This is a genomic window from Roseateles sp. FW305-36 (assembly GCF_058787015.1).
The window spans coordinates 1-17,197 of record NZ_JBYSZK010000013.1 but is presented as its reverse complement, the minus strand read 5'-3'; the positions used below and the strand labels follow the sequence as shown (position 1 = coordinate 17,197).

Sequence of the window (17,197 nt, the reverse complement as noted above, 5' to 3'; positions counted from 1 at the left end):
ACGGCGCCGTGCAAGCGGCGATCGACCGTTCGCCGCGCATCGTGGCGCAGCGGCAGGCACTCGACGCTGTGTTCAATCGCGCCGCGTCGTCCACCGCCCTTGCTTCCCCGCAAGAGTCTTTCGAAGGCGACAGGACTCACGACCTTCCGGGCCACTTCGAAGACATCGCCTCCGAGGCGCCATGCAGTGCACTACCTGGCGATATCCGGCGGCGCTTCGAGGCGGCGCACCAGGTGGATCTGACCTCGGTGCGCATGCACGTGGTCGGGATGATCGCCCACCACGGCGTGCGAGGTCTCTCCCATGGCCGCCAGGTCATCGTCGCTGACACGAGCGACCGCGAGGCGATAGAACACGAACTCGGCCACGTCGTTGACAACATCGGCATCGGAGATGCGCCGCCAAACACGGCGCTCGACGGGATGCCGCTCGCCGACGATCCCGCTCGCGAAGCGCGCGCCGACCAGCTCGCCACGCAAGCGCGCCACGCCACGCCCGGCGCGAGCACCAATGCGCCTGCAACGGCGCACACGCCACGCGCAGCGTCGCTGGGTACCGCCGCGCAAGCAAAACTCACGAGCCGCGCGTCGATCGGCCGCAAGGCCGAGAAATTCGACTGGGCCGAGCACAAGACCAAGCCGAAGCTGGCGCCTGGCGGCGGGTTCGCGGCAGAGGGAAGCGGTGCGGTGCTCTCGACGAACGCGAAGCTCGCGTCCGATCTCAGCTCACAGCACAAGCAACTCCTGAAGCTGAGCATGACCGTACCGCCACAGTACTTCGACGCATCGCGCGGCGCTCTGCCCGAGCCGGCTGCGCACCCGGGTGGGCACAAAGGTGCCTATGTCGTGCCAGCCGCGCTCCTCGGCGCGGCGATCGACGAGAACATGCTGTATTTGCCTCCCGCAGCGCTCGTCAAGCTCGCCGCTGTCCAATCGCAGATGACCGACCTCGCGCAGAAGGCGGCCGTGCGGATCGTGGCGAACACAACGTTTGGCGGAGACGGCCTCGCGAACCGGGTCAGGCTGCAGTGCGAGGCTCTCGATCGCATCACCGGCTTCCCCGTCGCTTACGTGCTGTGGGACACGCCGATCGAAACCGACCGCGCCAAGTGGGGCGGCGCGGCCGTGGCAAACACGGCATCCGCGGGTGTGGCGCCGGCATCTGCGGAATGGCAGACACAAATCCGTTGGCACCCAACGCGCGCGAGCGGCGACGGCCAGCGTGTCGTCGCCGACAAGCTCGGCCCGGATCACCCGCTCGGCTCCGCGCCGCAGGACGCCACGGCGGCGATGCGGGTGAAGAAACTCGAGACCGCGTCGACACCTAAGGCAACCAAGACAATCAAGAATCCGAAGGCAGAGCCGTACATCGCGGGCCATTTGCTGAACGATCACCTTGGTGGCCCCGGCAACCTGTCCGCCAACCTCGCCCCCATTCCGCGAACGGCGAATTCGCAGATGTCCTCCAGCATCGAGACGCCCGCGAAAAAAATAGTCAACAACGAGCGCGGCTGGATTCGGTACGAGGTTGAAGTGACCGAGGGCACGGATTCGGTAAGCGGAATCGCCTATCCGAGCCGCATCGACGCGCGCATCGATGTCTACAAGTCGGACGGCAAGACAAAGCCACTCGGCACCTCGTCAATCAACATCTCCCAGCCGTCAGACTACGCGAAGCTCTCTGGCAAAGATGCGGTGGCCCCAAGCGCGTCGAACAAACTCGACGGCGAGGCTGAAGAGACGACGCCTGTGATGTTCGACCAGGTCGTCCTCACCCACGAGAACGATCTGCGCCCAAACCTGCGCGACGGTGCCGACCTGTTCAAGCTCATGACGGGCGCGGGTGTCAACACGGCCGTCGACGATTCCACGCTCGGGAACGCATGGGAGGCGGTGCTCTCGGAGTTACACGAGTTCGAGATCGGCGCGCTGCGCCATCTCAACCTCCTGTCCACGGTGTCGACCGCGATGGAGGGTTGGCGCACGGACAAGGCGTCGCTCATGTTCCTTCAGGACACCAATGTCGGAGACGTCAAACGCGCGCTGGATGCGTCCTTCGCGCTCGCAAATGCGTTCTTGATCAAATCAAAAGTCATGCTCACGCGCGCGAACATCGCCGTGAACGCGATCCCCCCGTCTGACTTGTTCCGCAACGCAGAATTGATCCGATTCGCCGACAACCTTGTCGAGAACGCGCCAGGGGGCGTTTCGATGTTCCAGCTGATCGAATCGCAGTTGTCGTCTTCGGTGCCATACGTGGTGCACGAACTGCTTGACGCGAAGTCCAAGGGCGATCTGGCCGCCGAACAACGGCATGGGAAGACGCTTCTCGGGTACCAATCGCGGCCGCACCCGCCGCAGAAACTGTTTCCAATATCCCCGGTACGCATATTCGAGTCCTCGGCGACGTCCGTCCGAGATATCGAGGAGCGCTCCTGGTACGGCGCCAAGCTTGACAGCGAGCGCGCACCGCTCGCTGTCGACAAGCTCTGCGGGATGCTCGAACGGGGGGACTACACCCAGTTGTCCAAGTTGTTGAGTGATCCGACTCTGAAGGGCAGCCTGCGCGTTAGCGGCATCATTGACCAGATCAAGACGGTGGTCATCGACAACACTTGGTCGCCGGAAGCGATCGACCCAAAGATATTCGTGATGCAGCACCGGATCACATGGACCGACTCGATCGAGGCGCTCGGTCGCAAGGAGCCATCGGTCGCATTGCACCTTTACAAGCTGCTCGGCGTTGACTGAACGTGGCGAATGCAGAACGACCATTGCCAGAAACGAGATCCTGCGCCGCTTGATTGCGCTGAACCTGCATTACTCTGCTCGGCGATCCACATAGCGCGGTAGATCTGCGGGTTCGAAGACGACGGCGCCGGCGAGTACCGGAGTGAGCGCGATCCTGACGCAGGGTGAACCACGTCGGATTGCACGTTTCGCACCTTGAGGCGGCAAGGCATCAGGCGTCGAGCAACACGTTCAAGATATCCAGGCAGGCCTGGGCGGTCTGGTTGTCGGTGTCCAGTTCCGCATGCCATGCTGAGACGGAGATGGCGACGACGTTGTAGCAGCGCAGTGCGCGGAAAAGCTCGGCAATGTCGGCGGCGCGGGGGCCGCGTTGGACATGGTATTTGAGTGCAGGCATCTTGGATGGATCGTCGATGACGTCGGTGTCCCAGTGCAGGTAGATTCGCTCCTGCGCATGCAACTGCCCCAGCACTTCGTCGAGCGGGCAGCACAGGATCTGGGACCCAAGCAGGGCTTCGCGTTCACCGGGGTCCAGGTCGCGCGCATCGGCGAGGACGATCTGACGTTGCGGGTAGGCCTGCACGCCTATGGTGGCCAGGCAGGCGCGGGCCGCCTGGCTGCGCGGGTCGAGGTCGTGGTCGACCCGGCCGACAAACAGGGCAAGGGGCATGCCGCCGATGTACTGGGTCTGGCTACTGGACCAGGTGTGGAAGTCGCCATGGGCGTCCAGCCAGAGCACGCGCTCGGGCGGGTTGCCAGCCTGCTGCAACCCGGCCAGCATGCCAAGGCTGGAGACGCAGTCGCCGGCGAGGCTCACCGGCCTACGCCCGCTGCGGGCCAGTTCGGCAACTCGCGTGGCCAGCAGCGCATAAAGGGTGCCCAAGTTGCGCAGCTTCTCAATGGGATCGTCGATGCGGGTCTCGTGCAGGCTGTCCAGCGCCAACACGTCCCAGGCATGGGAGTCGATGTCCAGCACGCGCCGCAGGCCGTCGCGACGCTGGCCCATCAGATAGGGCAGCAGCAGCCTGGCGTTCACAACCATGTGTCGGGATCCATGGAGTAGCCGAGCCTGTCCATCATCTCGCCCACGTGTGCCCGCCGGCCCAGGTCCTGCAGCAACTCAGCTCGCTTGTGCCAGCGCCTGGAGCATGGCGGCTCGGTGGCCATCTTCACGGGTAGCGTGCCGGGCAGGGCCATGGCGGACAGGCCCAGGTGGTCGGTGATTGACCTCAGCGTCGCCACTGGATGGGCGATGAAGTCTTCAAAGGATACGCGCAGGCTGCAGACCCGGCTTTGCAGGATGGCTTGGTGCAGGGAGTGCCACTGGTTCAGGCAAACGTCCTCTAGCTTCGCGTGGGTGAAGCGGCGCCAGTTGGGCGGCAGGTCGAACTTCCACCATCTGCGGCCGAAGGCCACGGTGTCGGAATAGCCCGGGATGGCGAGCTCGCAGCCGATCTTGCCGAGGTCGTGCGAGAAGAATCCCAGCGGGTAGAGCCAGCCGTCCATGAGACCGTTGACGGCCTGGGCGAAGCCCCGGGTCAGATGGATATAGGTCAGCTCGGCATTCGGGAAGAGCTGCTCGTACATGCCGATGCGGTAGGCGTCGGGCGGAGACTTGAACAGCAGCACGGCGTCCCCTGCATCGGCCGCGGCCAAGGGCCGCCGCCTGAGCGTGGGCACCACGAAGGGCGGCTCCTCGATCTTGAGGGGCTGGTCGAAATGCATGCCCGTGCCGGCAGCGGACTGGCCGTCGTAGTAGTTGAGCCGCCAGGGTTCCGCGCCGAACACGGTGGAGAGCACCAGTTGCTGGAGCTCGGCTTCGCTGCGGCGGTCGCCCCGGTCGAACTGGCAGAGCGCTGCCCTGAGCGACTCCTCCAGGCCTTGGTCGGCACCGGCTTGCAGAAAATGGGCAGGAAACTGCAGCAGCAGCCGGTTCCTCCATTTCCTGAGCAGCGAGGCGGTGTCGAGCAGGTTGGGCGACTCGAAGGAGATCTCGTCCAGGATGTTGCTGGCCAAGTCCTCGGCATTGGCCACGCGCGTGATGCAATCGCTGTCCGAGTTCTGGTTGAAGCCGTTGCCGGTCAGGGCCAGCAAAGGGTCCACCTCCCCGTCCAGCGAGGCTATGCCTGGGTGCCGGGCCAGGGCCTCCTTGACGAGGCTGGAACCGCCGCGTGAGCCGGACAGGATGACGGCCACCCGGCGCACCCTTGAGCCCAACGCCGTTCGGGGCACGGCGCGCCGCGAATTGATGGCCTGCAGGAGGCTGTCCATGGCGGCTTTGTGTCAGTCCGGCGGTCAGCCCCGCTTCATCTCGTAGACGAAGAACTGCTGGCGCCGGGTTTCGTCGATGGCTTCGCTGGCCAGTTCCACGGTCAGCAGGCCCGCCGCCCGTGCGAGCCTCTGGACGGCCTCGATCTCGCCGAAGTTTGACTGCACGAAATAGATGCGTCCGTGAGGCTTCAGGTGGCGCCCCACGGTTTCGAAGAAACGGGTGTTGGTCCTGAAGCCGGTGTCCCACTGGGACATGGCCACCACATCGTGCGCCGGCTTGTTCCGGAACGGCAGATTGGCGGTGATGACGTCGAACTGCTCGCCGCCCAGCGCCTCGAAAAGATTGGACTGCAGCAGCTGCATGGTGCCGGCAAAGCCATGCATCTCGGCGTTATGGGTAGCGCTCTGGATGGCGGCCGGGTTGATGTCCACGCCCACCACCCGGCCCGCGCCCTGGTAGCAGGCAAAGATGCCGATGACGCCCGAGCCCGTGCCCACGTCCAGCACGCTTTCGCCGGGGGTGACCCTGAAATTTCTGACCAGCGGCAGGCTGTCGGCAAAGGGCCAGAAGGTGTCGGGATAGACCAGGAACTCCTTGTCCAGATAGTGGACTTTCCGGCCCTCGGGCGGCACTGACTTGAAGAGCTGCTGTCGCTGGGCCTGCCACTGGTCGGTAAAGCTAGCCAAGTCCATCTGCCACCTCCGGCCGCAAGCATTGCCGGATTTGTAGGAACTGGCAACGGCAGAATGCTGGATGCCACCTTTTTGACAGGTTAGGTCGCTTGGGGCGCAACAGTTCTTGCAAGACGGGAGCCATGCCCGTACTCTTCGTTCGAACGGATGTGGACAGCGCACGTAACCCGTTATACGGGTTGCTTTTTGCTTTGGCGTGTTGGGTTTGGGAGGACCAGATGACCGCTCCGACCCCAGTAGACCGAAGCCTGAATCGTCGTCATTGGATAGGTCTGGCCGTGCTTGCCTTGCTCGCCGGGTCATATGGCATGGGCCGGCGCCGTAAGGGACCGCCTCTGGTGGCGGAGAGCCTCTCGATCGCGCTTCCCCAGGCACCGCACGCCGGCTTGCTGCACATCGCGGCAGCGCGGGGCTTCTTCGCCGAACGCGGCCTGGCGGTGACGGTTCTTCCGCAGACCCACGGCAAGGCGGCGCTGGCCGAACTCCAGCGCGGCGGCGCCGATCTCGCTGCCGCGGCCGACGTGCCCATCGTCATAGAGGTGCTCAAAGGCGCGCCGCTGAGCATTGCGGCTGCGGTGGCGAGCGCCTCCAACGAGTTGGCGGTGCTCGCGCGCCGGGACCGTGGAATCGGCTCGCCAGCCGATCTGCAGGGCCACCGGGTGGGGGTCACTCTCGGCACTAGCGGCGAATACTTCCTTTGGGCATTCATGGTGCGCCACCGCTTGGCGCCGCAGTCGCTGGTGCTGGTGGACCTGCCGCCGACTCGTCTGACGGCCGCTCTGCGTGACGGCAGCGTGGATGCAGTCGCCGCTTGGCAGCCGGTCCGCCACGAAGCCGAGGTGGCCCTGGGCAGCGCCATCGTTTCGTACAGCGCCCCCGATGCTTATGCGCAGAACTATGTACTGGTCGGCCGCAGCGAGTTTCTGTCGACCCGCGGCGAGGCTTTGCGCCGCCTGCTGCTGGCGCTGCTGGATGCCGAGCGCTTCGTGCAGATCGAGCCCTTGCAGGCGAAGACGCTGCTGGCCGCACGCCTGAACCTCAGTCCCGACGCCATCGAGCCGGCCTGGCAGGCGCTGGATCTCGAGGTCGATCAGCAGCAGGCCCAGTTGGTCACGCTCGAGGACGTGGCGGGCTGGGCGATGGCCCGCGGTTATGCGCCCACGCAGCCAACGCCCAACTTCCTGTCCCATCTCAGTCTCGAGGCCCTGCTGGCCGCGAGCCCGGGACGGGTGACGGTGGTGCGATGAAGATCAGCAGCAAGGCCCGAGTTGCCGCGGCGCTGATGTTTGGCGCCATGGCGCTGATCGCCGCCAGCATCGCCTGGGCCAATACCCAGGTCAGCGCGGCCGTCGAGCAGCGCCGCCACAGCGCGGCGATTGCCAGTGCGCTCAACGACATGCGCATGGTGACCTTCGAATACCTGCTGAACCGGCGGGACCGCGCGCGCCTGCAGGAGCAGGCCGTCTGGCAGCGTCTTGAGGGCCTGCTGGACCGGCCAGCCCATCTCGACGAGGCTGCGGCCAGGACGCTGGCCGATCTGCGCGAGAACGGCGAGGCCAGCCACCGCTTGTTCGCTGAGGTCGAGCCCGCGCAGGGTGCCGGTGGCGTTGCCGACGAGATCCAGCGGCGCTTTGAGATCCAGGTTTCCAGCCGGCTGCTGATCCTCCAGCAAAGAAGCCTCGTTGGCGCGGCTCAGCTGATCGACGACGCGGGCTTGCGCATCGACGAAACGCAAAGGCGCGTAGTCCTCGTGACGGCTGCGGGCCTGGCTCTGATGGCGTTGATCACGGGCGCCGCCGTCTGGGTCTTCCGGCGCGACGTACTGCGCCCGATCGCCAGGCTGGAGCAGGCCACGCGCGAAGTGGCAGCCGGCAACTGGTCGTTCGAGCTGGATGTCGGCAGTGCCGACGAGCTCGGTGAGATGGCGCGCCACTTTGACGCGATGACGCGTGCGCTGCGCGACTCCTTCGGCCAGCTCGAGCTCAGCAACCGGGAGCTGGTCTCGCTGAACACCGAGCTGGAGTCCTTCAGCTACTCGGTCTCGCACGATCTGCGCAGCCCGCTGCGCAGCATGGATGGCTTCTCGCAGGCCCTGCTCGAGGACTACGGCGAGCAACTTGACGAAGAGGCGCGCGACAGCCTGCAACGCATCCGCGCGGCGAGCCAGCGCATGGGGCGCCTGATCGACGAACTGCTCGGCTTGGCGCGCGTGACGCGGGCCGAGCTGCGCATCCAGGAGGTGGACATCAGCGCGATGGCCCGCGACATGGCGGCCCACCTGGACCGCAGTCAACCGGAGCGCGGCGTGCGTTGGGAGATCGACGAGGGCATCAAGGTGCATGCCGACCGGGAGTTGATCCATATCGCCTTGCAGAATCTGCTCGACAACGCCTGGAAATTCACGGGCAAGGTCGCCGACGCCGTCATCCGCGTGGGCACGCGCCGCGAAGGCGGTGACCGCATCTGCTTTGTCGCCGATAACGGTGCCGGCTTTGACATGGCCTATGCCGATCGCCTGTTCGGCGCCTTCCAGCGCCTCCATCACGAAAGCGATTTCCCTGGCACCGGCGTAGGCCTGGCGATTGTCCAGCGCGTGCTGCGCCGCCATGGTTGGCCGCTGTGGGCGCAGGCCAGCCTCGGGCAAGGGGCAAGCTTCTTCTTCCGCATCCTGGAGCCAACCGATGAACGACGAGAGCAAGGTCATCCTGCTGGTTGAAGACAACCCGGACGATGTCGCGCTGACGCTGCGCGCGTTCAAGCGCAGCCATCTGATGAACCCGCTGGTCGTCGCCCGTGACGGCGTCGAAGCGCTTGATTTCGTGTTCGCGCGCGGCGCCCACGTCGAGCGCGCGGGCGCCGCGCTGCCGACGCTGATCATCCTCGACCTGAAGCTGCCCAGGCTCGACGGCTTAGGCGTGCTCAAGGCGCTGCGCGCCGACCCCCGCACGGCGCTGCTGCCGGCGGTGATCCTGACCTCGTCCAAGGAGGAGCAGGACATCGTCTCGGGCTACAAGCTGGGCGCCAACAGCTACGTTCGCAAACCCGTCGACTTCACCGAGTTCGTCGAGGCGGTCAAGGTGCTCGGCATCTACTGGCTGGCTCTCAACCAGTTGCCGCCGCGGCCGGTCTCGTCATGAATGAACGGCCGATCAGGATCCTCGCCGTCGAGGACTCGGAGAACGACCTCCGCCTGGCGATGCGCCTGTTGCGTCGCGCTGGTTTCGCGCCCGAATGCCACCGCGTCCAGGACCTGGCAGCGTTGCAGTCGGCCCTTGTGAAAGGCCCCTGGGACGCGGTGATCTCCGACTTCAGCATGCCGGGCTTCAGCGGCCTGGAAGCGCTCAACACCTTTCGTACCACCGGTTTGGACATCCCCTTCATCTTCGTCTCCGGCACCATCGGTGAGGAGACGGCCGTGGTCGCGATGAAAGCCGGCGCCAACGACTACGTGATGAAGGACAACATGAGCCGGCTGGCGCCGGTGGTCGAGCGCGAGCTGGTCCAGGCCGCGCGGCGGGCCGCGCACCGTGAGGCGGAGGCCGAACTGAGGCGCTTCGAGGTCCAGCTCGGCGAGGCCCAGAAGATGGAGTCCCTGGGCACGCTCGCCGGCGGCATCGCCCATGACTTCAACAACATCCTCAGCGCCATCCTGGGCAATGTCGAGCTGGCGCGTGGGGAACTCGTTGCCGGCCATCCCGTGCTGGTGATGCTGGGCGAGATCCAGAAGGCCGGCCTGCGGGCACGCGACCTCGTCCGCCAGATCCTGACTTTCAGTCGCCGCCAGCCGCAGCAGTTGCGCAATGTCGCGCTGCGGCCGATCGTAGATGAAACCTATGGCTTGCTGCGCGCGACGCTGCCGGCAGGGGTCGAACTCGAGTTGAAGCTGAGCGACGAACCCGTGCATGTGGATGGCGACGCTACCCAACTCCAGCAAGTGCTGATGAATCTGAGCACCAATGCCTGGCATGCGCTGCGCGGCGATAGCGGCAGGATTGTCATCGGGCTGGAGGCGGTCCATCTGGATGCGACCACGGCGCGGGCCCTGTCCGGGCTGGTGGCGGGTGCCTATGCCCATTTGTGGGTCAGTGATACGGGCATGGGCATGGACGCCGCGACGCGAGAGCGCATTTTCGAGCCCTTCTTCACGACCAAGCCGACCGGGCAGGGCACCGGGTTGGGCCTATCGGTCGTGCACGGCATAGTCGTCGCCCATCAAGGCAGCATTGCCGTGATCAGCATGCCCGGCCAGGGCAGCACCTTCGACCTCTACTTGCCTGCCGTCAACCCGCCGCTGTCGGCGACGAAAGTGGAGCGCGTGTCGGATGCGCCCTCGCTCGGGAACGGCGAGCACGTGATCTATGTCGATGACGATGAGACTGTCATGCTAGTCGTCGAGCGCCTGCTGGAGCGGGCGGGTTACCGCTGCAGCGGCTTCACCGACTCGGCCGCTGCGCTGGCGGCCATCGGCGGCGCGCCCGACGCGGTGGATCTGGTCGTGACCGACTACAACATGCCTGGCCGCTCGGGCCTGGAGGTGGCGAGCGAGATCGCCGCCATCCGCCCCGACCTGCCGGTGGTGATCAGCTCAGGATTGATCACCGACGAGCTGCGCGAACAAGCCAGGGCCGTGGGCGTGCTTGCCGTGCTGGAGAAGGAAGACACCTTCCGTGAACTGGCCGTGCTGGTCGGGCGGCTGCTAGCCGCTGAGAGATGAACTTCGAAGGGCATTCCATGTTTGCCGATCTGCTTTGCCAGGAGCAGCCGTTCATCGCGTTCTCCCGAAAGAGGACATGCGGCACTGTGAGTGCGGCACTTCGGTCTTCGGGGCCGTCAGCGCGCCGGCTGCAGGCGGCGCACTGCGGCGCCCACGGCCAGCATCAGGCCGACCAGGGGCAGGGTGGTGGGCTCCGGCACGGTGGCCGGCGCCGGCAGGTCCGCGATTGACCACTGGAAGAAACCGTCGTAGCCGGCGCTAAAGCGGCTGTCGCCCGACACCAGGAAGCCGCCGACGATGTTGCGCACGCCGATCGTGTGGGTCTCGCCCGCCAGCAGCGCGATGTCGAGCAAGCCGTTCGTTCCGGCCAGCAGCGAGTGGGCGGCCACGCCGTCGAACAGGAAGGTGTAGCCGCCGTCGCGTGCGCCGCCCAGGGACTCGTCCACGTTCACGTCGTAGCGGAACAGCAGGCGGGCGTCCTTGTCCGCCTGGAGCGTGTAGCTCCACAGCGGCGGCCCGAACGAGAGCGAGGTGGCGAAGGCTTCGCCGCTGATGCCGTGGGACACGCCGCCGAAGCTCTGCCTGAGCAGCAGGCTGCCGTTGTCGGCGCCATTCCAGTCGACGTTGATCTCGATGCGGGCCGAGACCTGGGTGCTGCGGTCGGTGGATCCGCTTTGCGCGTATGCCGAGACGTCAAGCCGGGACGTGCCTAGAGGCGCCGCAACGGTTAGCGACTGGCTGTCGACCACCTGCGGCTGGCTTCCCACCGTAGCCGTCGCGCGCGCCGTCAGGCCGCTGGTGATGAAGATCGGTTCCGCGGCCGCCGGCACGCAGGCCGCCACCGCCCCGACGACCGCCATCGCCTGCATCACTCCCCGCCAAGTTGCTGTCGTCCCGCACATCGCTGCCGCCTCCGTCGAACGTGCGGATGAGTGGCAGCGCCGGTCCGCAAGTTCCAGCGCCCGGCCCCCGCGACTCGGCGTGCGGCGAAATGGCCGCTGTGGGGCTGCACAAACTGACAGGCCAGGTTGTGTCGTCGCGCAACCGTTCGGCGCGTACCGTCATTGCATCGGGATGCTTTTCGAGCTGGCGTTGTGCAGCTTCCAACACCGGTTCGCTCTCCCAACGCGAGATTCGCCGATACCTTCGTCCGACCTGGCCAGCGCCGCAGCGCTGAAGTGCAGGCACCGCCCCACGGCCATGCCGCATAGCCACGGGGTTTCAGGAAGCTGACCGGATACGCCCGGATACGCCTACAAGGCCCCGTCTGACAACCGCCCACTGCGCCATCGAGTTTCATAGGGGAGACGACGCGGCACCGCATCCGTGGTACGCGCTTCGCATGAGCTTCAATTGAAGAGGACCCTGCCATGAACATTCGCCGCACACGCTCCCTCCGGCCTCTTGCAGCCGCCATGGGAGTCGCCGCCGCCACGCTGCTGACCGCTGTGGCCATGCCCGCGCAAGCCCAGATCAGCGGCGCCGTCGTCGTGCAGGACAGCAGCCCCGGCTGGCTTTATGACCTTGGCGCCGTCATCAGCATCTTCGTGGACGCGCCGCTGGAGCAGCCCGAACCCGTGGCCATCGGCTGGGCGCCGCCGCCCATGTTGGTGGAGGACATCCCGCCGCCGCCCACGCCCGACGCCACGTGGACGGGCGGCTACTGGACGTGGCAGGGCGACTGGGTGTGGAGCGCCGGCCGCTGGGTCGTGCCGCCGCGCCCGCGCTACGTGTGGGTTCAGCCCTACTACGAGCATCGCGACGAACGCGTCATCTTCGTGCCGGGCTACTGGTCGCGGCCCGACGTTGAGTTCATCGCGCCCGCCTACGACCGCCCCATTCCCTGGGCCTACGTCAGCGCCAACGTGGTCGTCGGCCCGCCGCCGAGCGGCCCCGCGGGCATCTTCATCCCGCCGCCGCCGGGGTCGCGGCCCGGCATCATCATCCCCGCGCCCGTGGGCACGCCTCCGGCCGTCATCGTCAGTGCGCCGCCGGTGATGCAGGCCGGCATGCGCATTCGCGGCGACGTGAACGTCAACAGCCACAACACCGTCGTCAACGACAACCGGGTCACGAACTACAACGTCACCAACGTTCGCAACGTGACCAACGTCATCATCGAGGCGCCCGCGGCTGCCACCGCCAGTGGCCATGCCTTCCAGGCCACTGTGCCCCACCAGGCTCACCTCGCCGCTGCCCTGAAGCCCGTGGTTCAGGTGCGCGCACCTGTCCCCACCTCACATGCCGCCGTGCAGGCCTACGTGCCGGGTCGCACCGTGGCCGCTCTGCCGCCGCCTCAAAAGGTGCGCGGCATGCCCGCCGTGCCCACGCACCCCGTGGCCGTGATCTCGCCAACGCAAATCGGCCAGTTGGCGCATGCGCCCGTCGTGCCACCACAGCATGCCGCCACGCCAGCGTTTGAGGCGGGGCCAAAGAATGTCACCGCAGGCCAGGCCAAGGCGCTGCAATCGCCGGTCATGGCGACCGAGCAGCAGAACCTGCGCACACGGCAGGAGGGGGATCGCCAACAAGCCCAGACCTCGGCACAGGCCCAACAACACGCCCAGCAGCAACAGCATCAAAGGCAAGCCGAGCAAGCTCAGGCACAAGCTGCTGTGCAGAAGCAGCAGCACGCTCAGGAGCAATCCGCCGCGCAGCAACGCGAACTGCAGCAGCTTCAGCAGCAACGCGCCCAAGCCGACTCGCAGGCCCGACAGCGTGAACAAGTGCAGCGAGAGCGTGCCCAGGCCGACGCTCGTGCGGCGCAAGCTCGGCAAGAACAGCGAGCGCAGGCCGACGGACAGGCTCGCCAGCAGCAACAAGCGCAGCGCGAGCATGCCCAGGCCGAGGCACGTGCTGCGCAAGCCCAGCAACAACAGCGCGCCCAGCTCGAAGCACAGGCCCATCAGCGCGAGCAGCAGCAAGCGCAGCAGCAGCGGATGCAGGCAGAACACCAACATGCGCAGCAGGCTCAGCGAGAGGCCGCCGCGCACGCCGAGCAGCAGCGGGCAGCTCAGCGGCAGCAGCCACAGCAGCAACATGCGGAGCACGCGCACCCGAATGGCGAAGGGGCGAGCCACTCCTCCGACGGGCATGGTTGAAGCGTAAGCGCGAGGTCGCGCTTTCTCACGGCATCAACGCCAACATCGTGTATGGCTGGCGCGAGCCGGCGGAGCGTGAGGCACCAGCCATCGCTCGGTCAGAATTTGTTCCGGTAGCCGTTGCACCTATGGCGCAGGCCAAGACCGACGAGCGCATCGTCGAGATTGAACTGCGCCGCGGCGCAGTCACTATCAAGGTGCTGTGGCCGATGGGCGCTGCAGCTGAGTTGGCTGCATTTACCCGCGAGTTGCTGCGGTGATCCGCGTCGACTCGGTGTGGCTGGCGGTCGAGCCACTTGGGCTCATGCAATCAGCGGCCAACCATGCTGGCGGCCATGGATCGCTCAGCCGCGCCTTTTACGGTTGGCTAGTCAGTAGCTTGACTACGCGCTCTGCCAACTTGGCCGCCAACTGCAGCGCTGCTTTGGTGTGTATGTCGGCGCGGCTCCCCTGAACAAAGGCCTCAGCAGACCGCATCGCGGTCTGAATTTCTAGAGCAGCATGGGCAACCTCGGAAGTTGCTCGCTCAAGGGCGATCGTCAGTCTGAGCACTTCGATGTGTCTGTCGACAACGTGCAGCTGCGATCGCGTTTGCCGTTGCCACGGGTTCGAAGTAGGCAGGGTCTTCAAGACCCCGGTTACGAGGGCGTCTAGATCTTTGATTGCCTTCGCGGCGCCAGCAAGGTCAGCGTTCGACATGTTGACCGTGGCGGAGGGGGCGTCCATGAGGGCCATTTGATCCTATCGATTGCTCAATGAAGACGCGGTGCACGTCGTGAGATCCTGGCCAGGAGGCCGTCGCCTCATTCTTACTTCAGTGTGACTCTTGTTTTAGGGTTTGCCTGCGGGTGAATCCGGGGACGGGAACGGCTCCTACGTGCCGCACAATTTGTGTACATGCATGGTGGGCATAGGTCCGCTGCGCACACATGAAGTCGGTGCCCATGATGGGTCGCCGGTCCTGATCCGCCGAGGGAGGCATTCATGAACGGATGGGTGGGCGCTTGCGTCCTGGATAAGCGCGCGTTTGCAATTTGTGTGGCGCTGACGGTAGCCGTGCCTTGCGGTGTTTTCGCCGCGGGTGTTGATGTCTCTCAAAGCGGCAGTCCCAGCTTCAGCTATGACATCGCCGTGCCCCCGGGTGCCAGCGGCCTGCAACCCAAGCTGTCCCTGAACTACACCGGGGAACGTCAGGGCCTCGCAGGCGTGGGATGGAGTCTCGGCGGCGTGTCTGTCATCGCCCGGTGTGCTCCCTCCAAGGTGGTGGACGGTGCCCCCTTGCGGGTCAACTACAACGATGCGGACAAGCTTTGCCTGGATGGGCAACGCCTGATTCAGACAAACGCTGCAGGTCAACCTTTGGCGTTCCCGCAAAGCAATGATGCTGCGCCGGTCGCCTCAAATGCGGTGCGCGAATTTCGACTGGAACTGGATTCCAACACGCGAGTCCGTGCCTATGGCAGCGCTTCAACGGGTGGTCCGGCCTACTTCAAGATCATCGGCGCGAACGGGCAAGTGCGTGAATACGGAGCGGCGGGCACCAACAAGTACAACGGGCAGCCTGATCCGGTGATCGCGACGGGTGGAACCTCGGGCACGACCATGATTTGGCCGCTGGTGCGAGTGACAGATGTCTCGGGAAACTGGGTTCAGTTCACCTATGCGATCAACGCAGTGCCACAGGCCACTTATACCGACCCCAACGGTATTGTGCCTGGCTCGATGGGATGGCCAGCAGGGAATGAATGGCTGTTGAGCCGCATTGACTACGCAGCGACCCCTCCAACCCGGAACAGCGTTGTTCTAACCTATGTGGATCGGGGAGTCTATAACGGCGATCGAGGGCTTTGGTACGCGGCCGGTATGCCGCAACTGTCGACGAAGCTCCTTTCGAAGGTTGAGACGTTTGTCGTCACAGGTTATGGAGATGTACTTGCGCGCCGTACCAAGCTGCAATACGGAACTGGCCCGACGACAAGCCGCAGCATCCTGAACAGCGTTTCGGAATGCAGTGTGAATACGGCGGGAGCGGAATCCTGCTTGCCGGCCACGTCGTTTGGATACACCCCCGGCAGTGTGGCAATGGCGGCAGATTCGCGTCCTCTGGTGGACTCGGCGGGCAATGCCAACGGGTTGGACACACTGATCATCGATGACAACCCCAGCATGCCTTGGTTGAAGTACGGCGCGCTTATGGGGGACTTCAATGGCGATGGCCGCGTTGATATTTTGCGATGGGCATCCACGCCAGCCGAGAACAAGCTGTTCTTGAGCGAAGGCTTGGGCAATTACCGTTCTATTCCCACTGGAACTGCGTCGAATCAATTCAATATCACGGACAAGGTGCTGGCCGGCAAATATGGTTGGCCGGACCAGAAGTCGGATAGCTGCGTTCAGACGCAAGTCATGGACTTCAACCGCGACGGCAAAGACGATTTGATTCGCGTGCCGTCGTTTAACGGTTGGGATGCAAACGTCGCTGGCAAGTATTGTCCCGCTGAGACTTCCGCCGGGCCATCGTATATCTATTTCTCCAGGGGGGATGGCTCGTTCGATCAGCAAATCATTCGAGATGCTGCAACCCAGCAACCCATTGTGTTGGGCCGTTCTACGGGGTCTGACGGTGCCGACAAGTACGGCAATGTCAGCAATAATTATCGGAAGGACTTCTCCAACTATTTGGTTGCAGATTTCGATGGCGATGGGTATCTGGATATTCTGTCGCTCAAGGCTGACAACGCAGCTGTTTTGGAGGACGCACCTTTCCCCGGGTTGTGGTGTTTGAATACTTCGGTTGACTGCGGTGTCACGCTTTGGCTTGGGAATGGAGATGGCTCGTTTCGCAAAGTCGCGACTCCAGCGTTCACGCCTGACCCCGCCACTCAAAGCGCCGGCGCCAACGCCCGTATGCAGGCTTCCCCCGGTGCGCACACCTACGCTGATACTCTGATCAATGGCAATTGGGTGCCATTCATAAAACCTTCGGATCCGCAAAGTTTGGTGGACTTCAAGGGCGATGGCGTGCTTGGATTCAAGCTCCCAATGTTTCAGGGTTGGGTTCGCGGCCAAGGCGCTTGGAGCCTTAGTCCCAGCGTGAGCAACTGGCGATTTGCTGGGCCCTTGACTGCAACTGTGCTTCCGTTTGCCGGCTACGTTATAGACGAGGCGAACTGTCCGCTCCCTGGTGACCTACAGGGCAGTGGTCGAATCGACTATGTATGCACTGCTAATGGAGCCCTAGCGCTGTTCAGGGCGATCGATGCCTTTGGAATTCGATCTTGGTCCAGCGGGGCGGCATACGTGTATAGCTGGCCTGGGAGCTATTTCTGGACGCCCAATGCGCTCTACTGGATGGTTGACGTTGATGGCGATGGTCGCAGCGATGTGCTTATTGGCAATAGCATCTTGAGGTCGATTGGCAATGGTGCCTTCATGAATACTGGTAGCTCCCTTGGTATGGGTAACTACGGCTGGGGGAACTATTTTCAAAATTTCCTTGGAACTGGTGGCGCCGAATATCTGCGAACGGCGGCTGGTCAAAACAGATTTGGTTATGCGCTGACCGGCGACAACAAGTTCTACAGCAAGACTGACCCTATGCCGCCGGACCAGCTGGTTTCAGTGACGAGCTCGACTGGCGCCAAGACCACGATTGGCTACACGAACCT

The 17,197-nt window shown here is 64.5% G+C and carries 13 protein-coding genes; 8 read left to right on the top strand and 5 right to left on the bottom strand.

Annotation, left to right across the window (positions count from 1 at the left end; all coding sequences use genetic code 11):
* Positions 1-8: 8 nt before the first annotated feature.
* A complete protein-coding gene (locus AC3WOE_RS21615) occupies positions 9-2,750 on the top strand; it encodes an eCIS core domain-containing protein (RefSeq protein ID WP_492693410.1) in 2,742 nt (913 codons plus the stop codon).
* 211 nt (positions 2,751-2,961) lie between these two features.
* Here AC3WOE_RS21615 and AC3WOE_RS21610 read toward each other — a convergent pair whose 3' ends face one another.
* The 3 genes from AC3WOE_RS21610 to AC3WOE_RS21600 are packed head-to-tail and all read right to left on the bottom strand — an operon-like array spanning position 2,962 to position 5,714.
* Positions 2,962-3,792 carry an arginase family protein gene (locus tag AC3WOE_RS21610; protein WP_492693408.1) on the bottom strand — a complete coding sequence of 277 codons (831 nt, stop codon included), beginning with the start codon at positions 3,790-3,792 and terminating at the stop codon, positions 2,962-2,964.
* Positions 3,783-5,021: a hypothetical protein gene (locus AC3WOE_RS21605; protein ID WP_492693406.1), complete on the bottom strand. Its 1,239-nt coding sequence runs from the start codon at positions 5,019-5,021 to the stop codon at positions 3,783-3,785. The genes AC3WOE_RS21610 and AC3WOE_RS21605 overlap by 10 nt, the downstream gene beginning before the upstream one ends.
* Before the next feature lie 24 nt (positions 5,022-5,045).
* A complete protein-coding gene (locus tag AC3WOE_RS21600; RefSeq protein ID WP_492693405.1) occupies positions 5,046-5,714 on the bottom strand; it encodes a methyltransferase in 669 nt (222 codons plus the stop codon).
* 218 nt (positions 5,715-5,932) lie between these two features.
* Here AC3WOE_RS21600 and AC3WOE_RS21595 point away from each other — a divergent pair, with 218 nt between their 5' ends.
* From AC3WOE_RS21595 to AC3WOE_RS21580, 4 genes are read left to right on the top strand one after another with little or no spacing between them, the layout of a single operon-like run.
* Complete coding sequence (locus tag AC3WOE_RS21595; RefSeq protein WP_492693403.1) at positions 5,933-6,961, top strand: ABC transporter substrate-binding protein; 1,029 nt, start codon at positions 5,933-5,935, stop codon at positions 6,959-6,961.
* On the top strand, positions 6,958-8,430 hold the full coding sequence (locus AC3WOE_RS21590) for a sensor histidine kinase (protein ID WP_492693401.1): 1,473 nt from the start codon (positions 6,958-6,960) through the stop codon (positions 8,428-8,430). Before AC3WOE_RS21595 ends, AC3WOE_RS21590 begins: the two co-directional genes overlap by 4 nt.
* Entirely contained in the window at positions 8,396-8,851 is a 456-nt protein-coding gene (locus tag AC3WOE_RS21585) for a response regulator (protein WP_492693400.1), read from the top strand. Before AC3WOE_RS21590 ends, AC3WOE_RS21585 begins: the two co-directional genes overlap by 35 nt.
* Positions 8,848-10,428 (top strand): response regulator, encoded by a 1,581-nt coding sequence (locus tag AC3WOE_RS21580; protein ID WP_492693398.1) that lies wholly within the window; start codon positions 8,848-8,850, stop codon positions 10,426-10,428. Before AC3WOE_RS21585 ends, AC3WOE_RS21580 begins: the two co-directional genes overlap by 4 nt.
* 116 nt (positions 10,429-10,544) lie before the next feature.
* Here the strand turns inward: AC3WOE_RS21580 and AC3WOE_RS21575 are convergent, their stop codons facing one another.
* Positions 10,545-11,297, bottom strand: coding sequence for a PEP-CTERM sorting domain-containing protein (locus AC3WOE_RS21575; protein ID WP_492693396.1), 753 nt, complete (start codon positions 11,295-11,297; stop codon positions 10,545-10,547).
* Between the two features lie 621 nt (positions 11,298-11,918).
* On the opposite strand from AC3WOE_RS21575, the gene AC3WOE_RS21570 reads away from it, so the two are divergent.
* Positions 11,919-13,529: a hypothetical protein gene (locus AC3WOE_RS21570; protein WP_492693395.1), complete on the top strand. Its 1,611-nt coding sequence runs from the start codon at positions 11,919-11,921 to the stop codon at positions 13,527-13,529.
* The gene (locus AC3WOE_RS21565) at positions 13,526-13,789 is read left to right on the top strand and encodes an IS66 family insertion sequence element accessory protein TnpB (protein WP_492693394.1); all 264 of its coding nucleotides are present in this window, start codon (positions 13,526-13,528) and stop codon (positions 13,787-13,789) included. The genes AC3WOE_RS21570 and AC3WOE_RS21565 overlap by 4 nt, the downstream gene beginning before the upstream one ends.
* A gap of 97 nt (positions 13,790-13,886) precedes the next feature.
* Here AC3WOE_RS21565 and AC3WOE_RS21560 read toward each other — a convergent pair whose 3' ends face one another.
* On the bottom strand, positions 13,887-14,255 hold the full coding sequence (locus AC3WOE_RS21560; RefSeq protein WP_492693392.1) for a hypothetical protein: 369 nt from the start codon (positions 14,253-14,255) through the stop codon (positions 13,887-13,889).
* A gap of 258 nt (positions 14,256-14,513) precedes the next feature.
* Between AC3WOE_RS21560 and AC3WOE_RS21555 the strand changes: the two genes are divergently transcribed.
* The coding region (locus tag AC3WOE_RS21555) for a SpvB/TcaC N-terminal domain-containing protein (protein WP_492693390.1) at positions 14,514-17,197 on the top strand (2,684 nt) is incomplete at its 3' end.

Coding starts and splice junctions, on each gene's coding strand:
- AC3WOE_RS21610 (WP_492693408.1), bottom strand. CDS start 3,792: ATGGTTGTGAACGCCAGGCTGCTGCTGCCCTATCTGATGGGCCAGCGT.
- AC3WOE_RS21605 (WP_492693406.1), bottom strand. CDS start 5,021: ATGGACAGCCTCCTGCAGGCCATCAATTCGCGGCGCGCCGTGCCCCGA.
- AC3WOE_RS21600 (WP_492693405.1), bottom strand. CDS start 5,714: ATGGACTTGGCTAGCTTTACCGACCAGTGGCAGGCCCAGCGACAGCAG.
- AC3WOE_RS21595 (WP_492693403.1), top strand. CDS start 5,933: ATGACCGCTCCGACCCCAGTAGACCGAAGCCTGAATCGTCGTCATTGG.
- AC3WOE_RS21590 (WP_492693401.1), top strand. CDS start 6,958: ATGAAGATCAGCAGCAAGGCCCGAGTTGCCGCGGCGCTGATGTTTGGC.
- AC3WOE_RS21585 (WP_492693400.1), top strand. CDS start 8,396: ATGAACGACGAGAGCAAGGTCATCCTGCTGGTTGAAGACAACCCGGAC.
- AC3WOE_RS21580 (WP_492693398.1), top strand. CDS start 8,848: ATGAATGAACGGCCGATCAGGATCCTCGCCGTCGAGGACTCGGAGAAC.
- AC3WOE_RS21575 (WP_492693396.1), bottom strand. CDS start 11,297: ATGCAGGCGATGGCGGTCGTCGGGGCGGTGGCGGCCTGCGTGCCGGCG.
- AC3WOE_RS21560 (WP_492693392.1), bottom strand. CDS start 14,255: ATGGACGCCCCCTCCGCCACGGTCAACATGTCGAACGCTGACCTTGCT.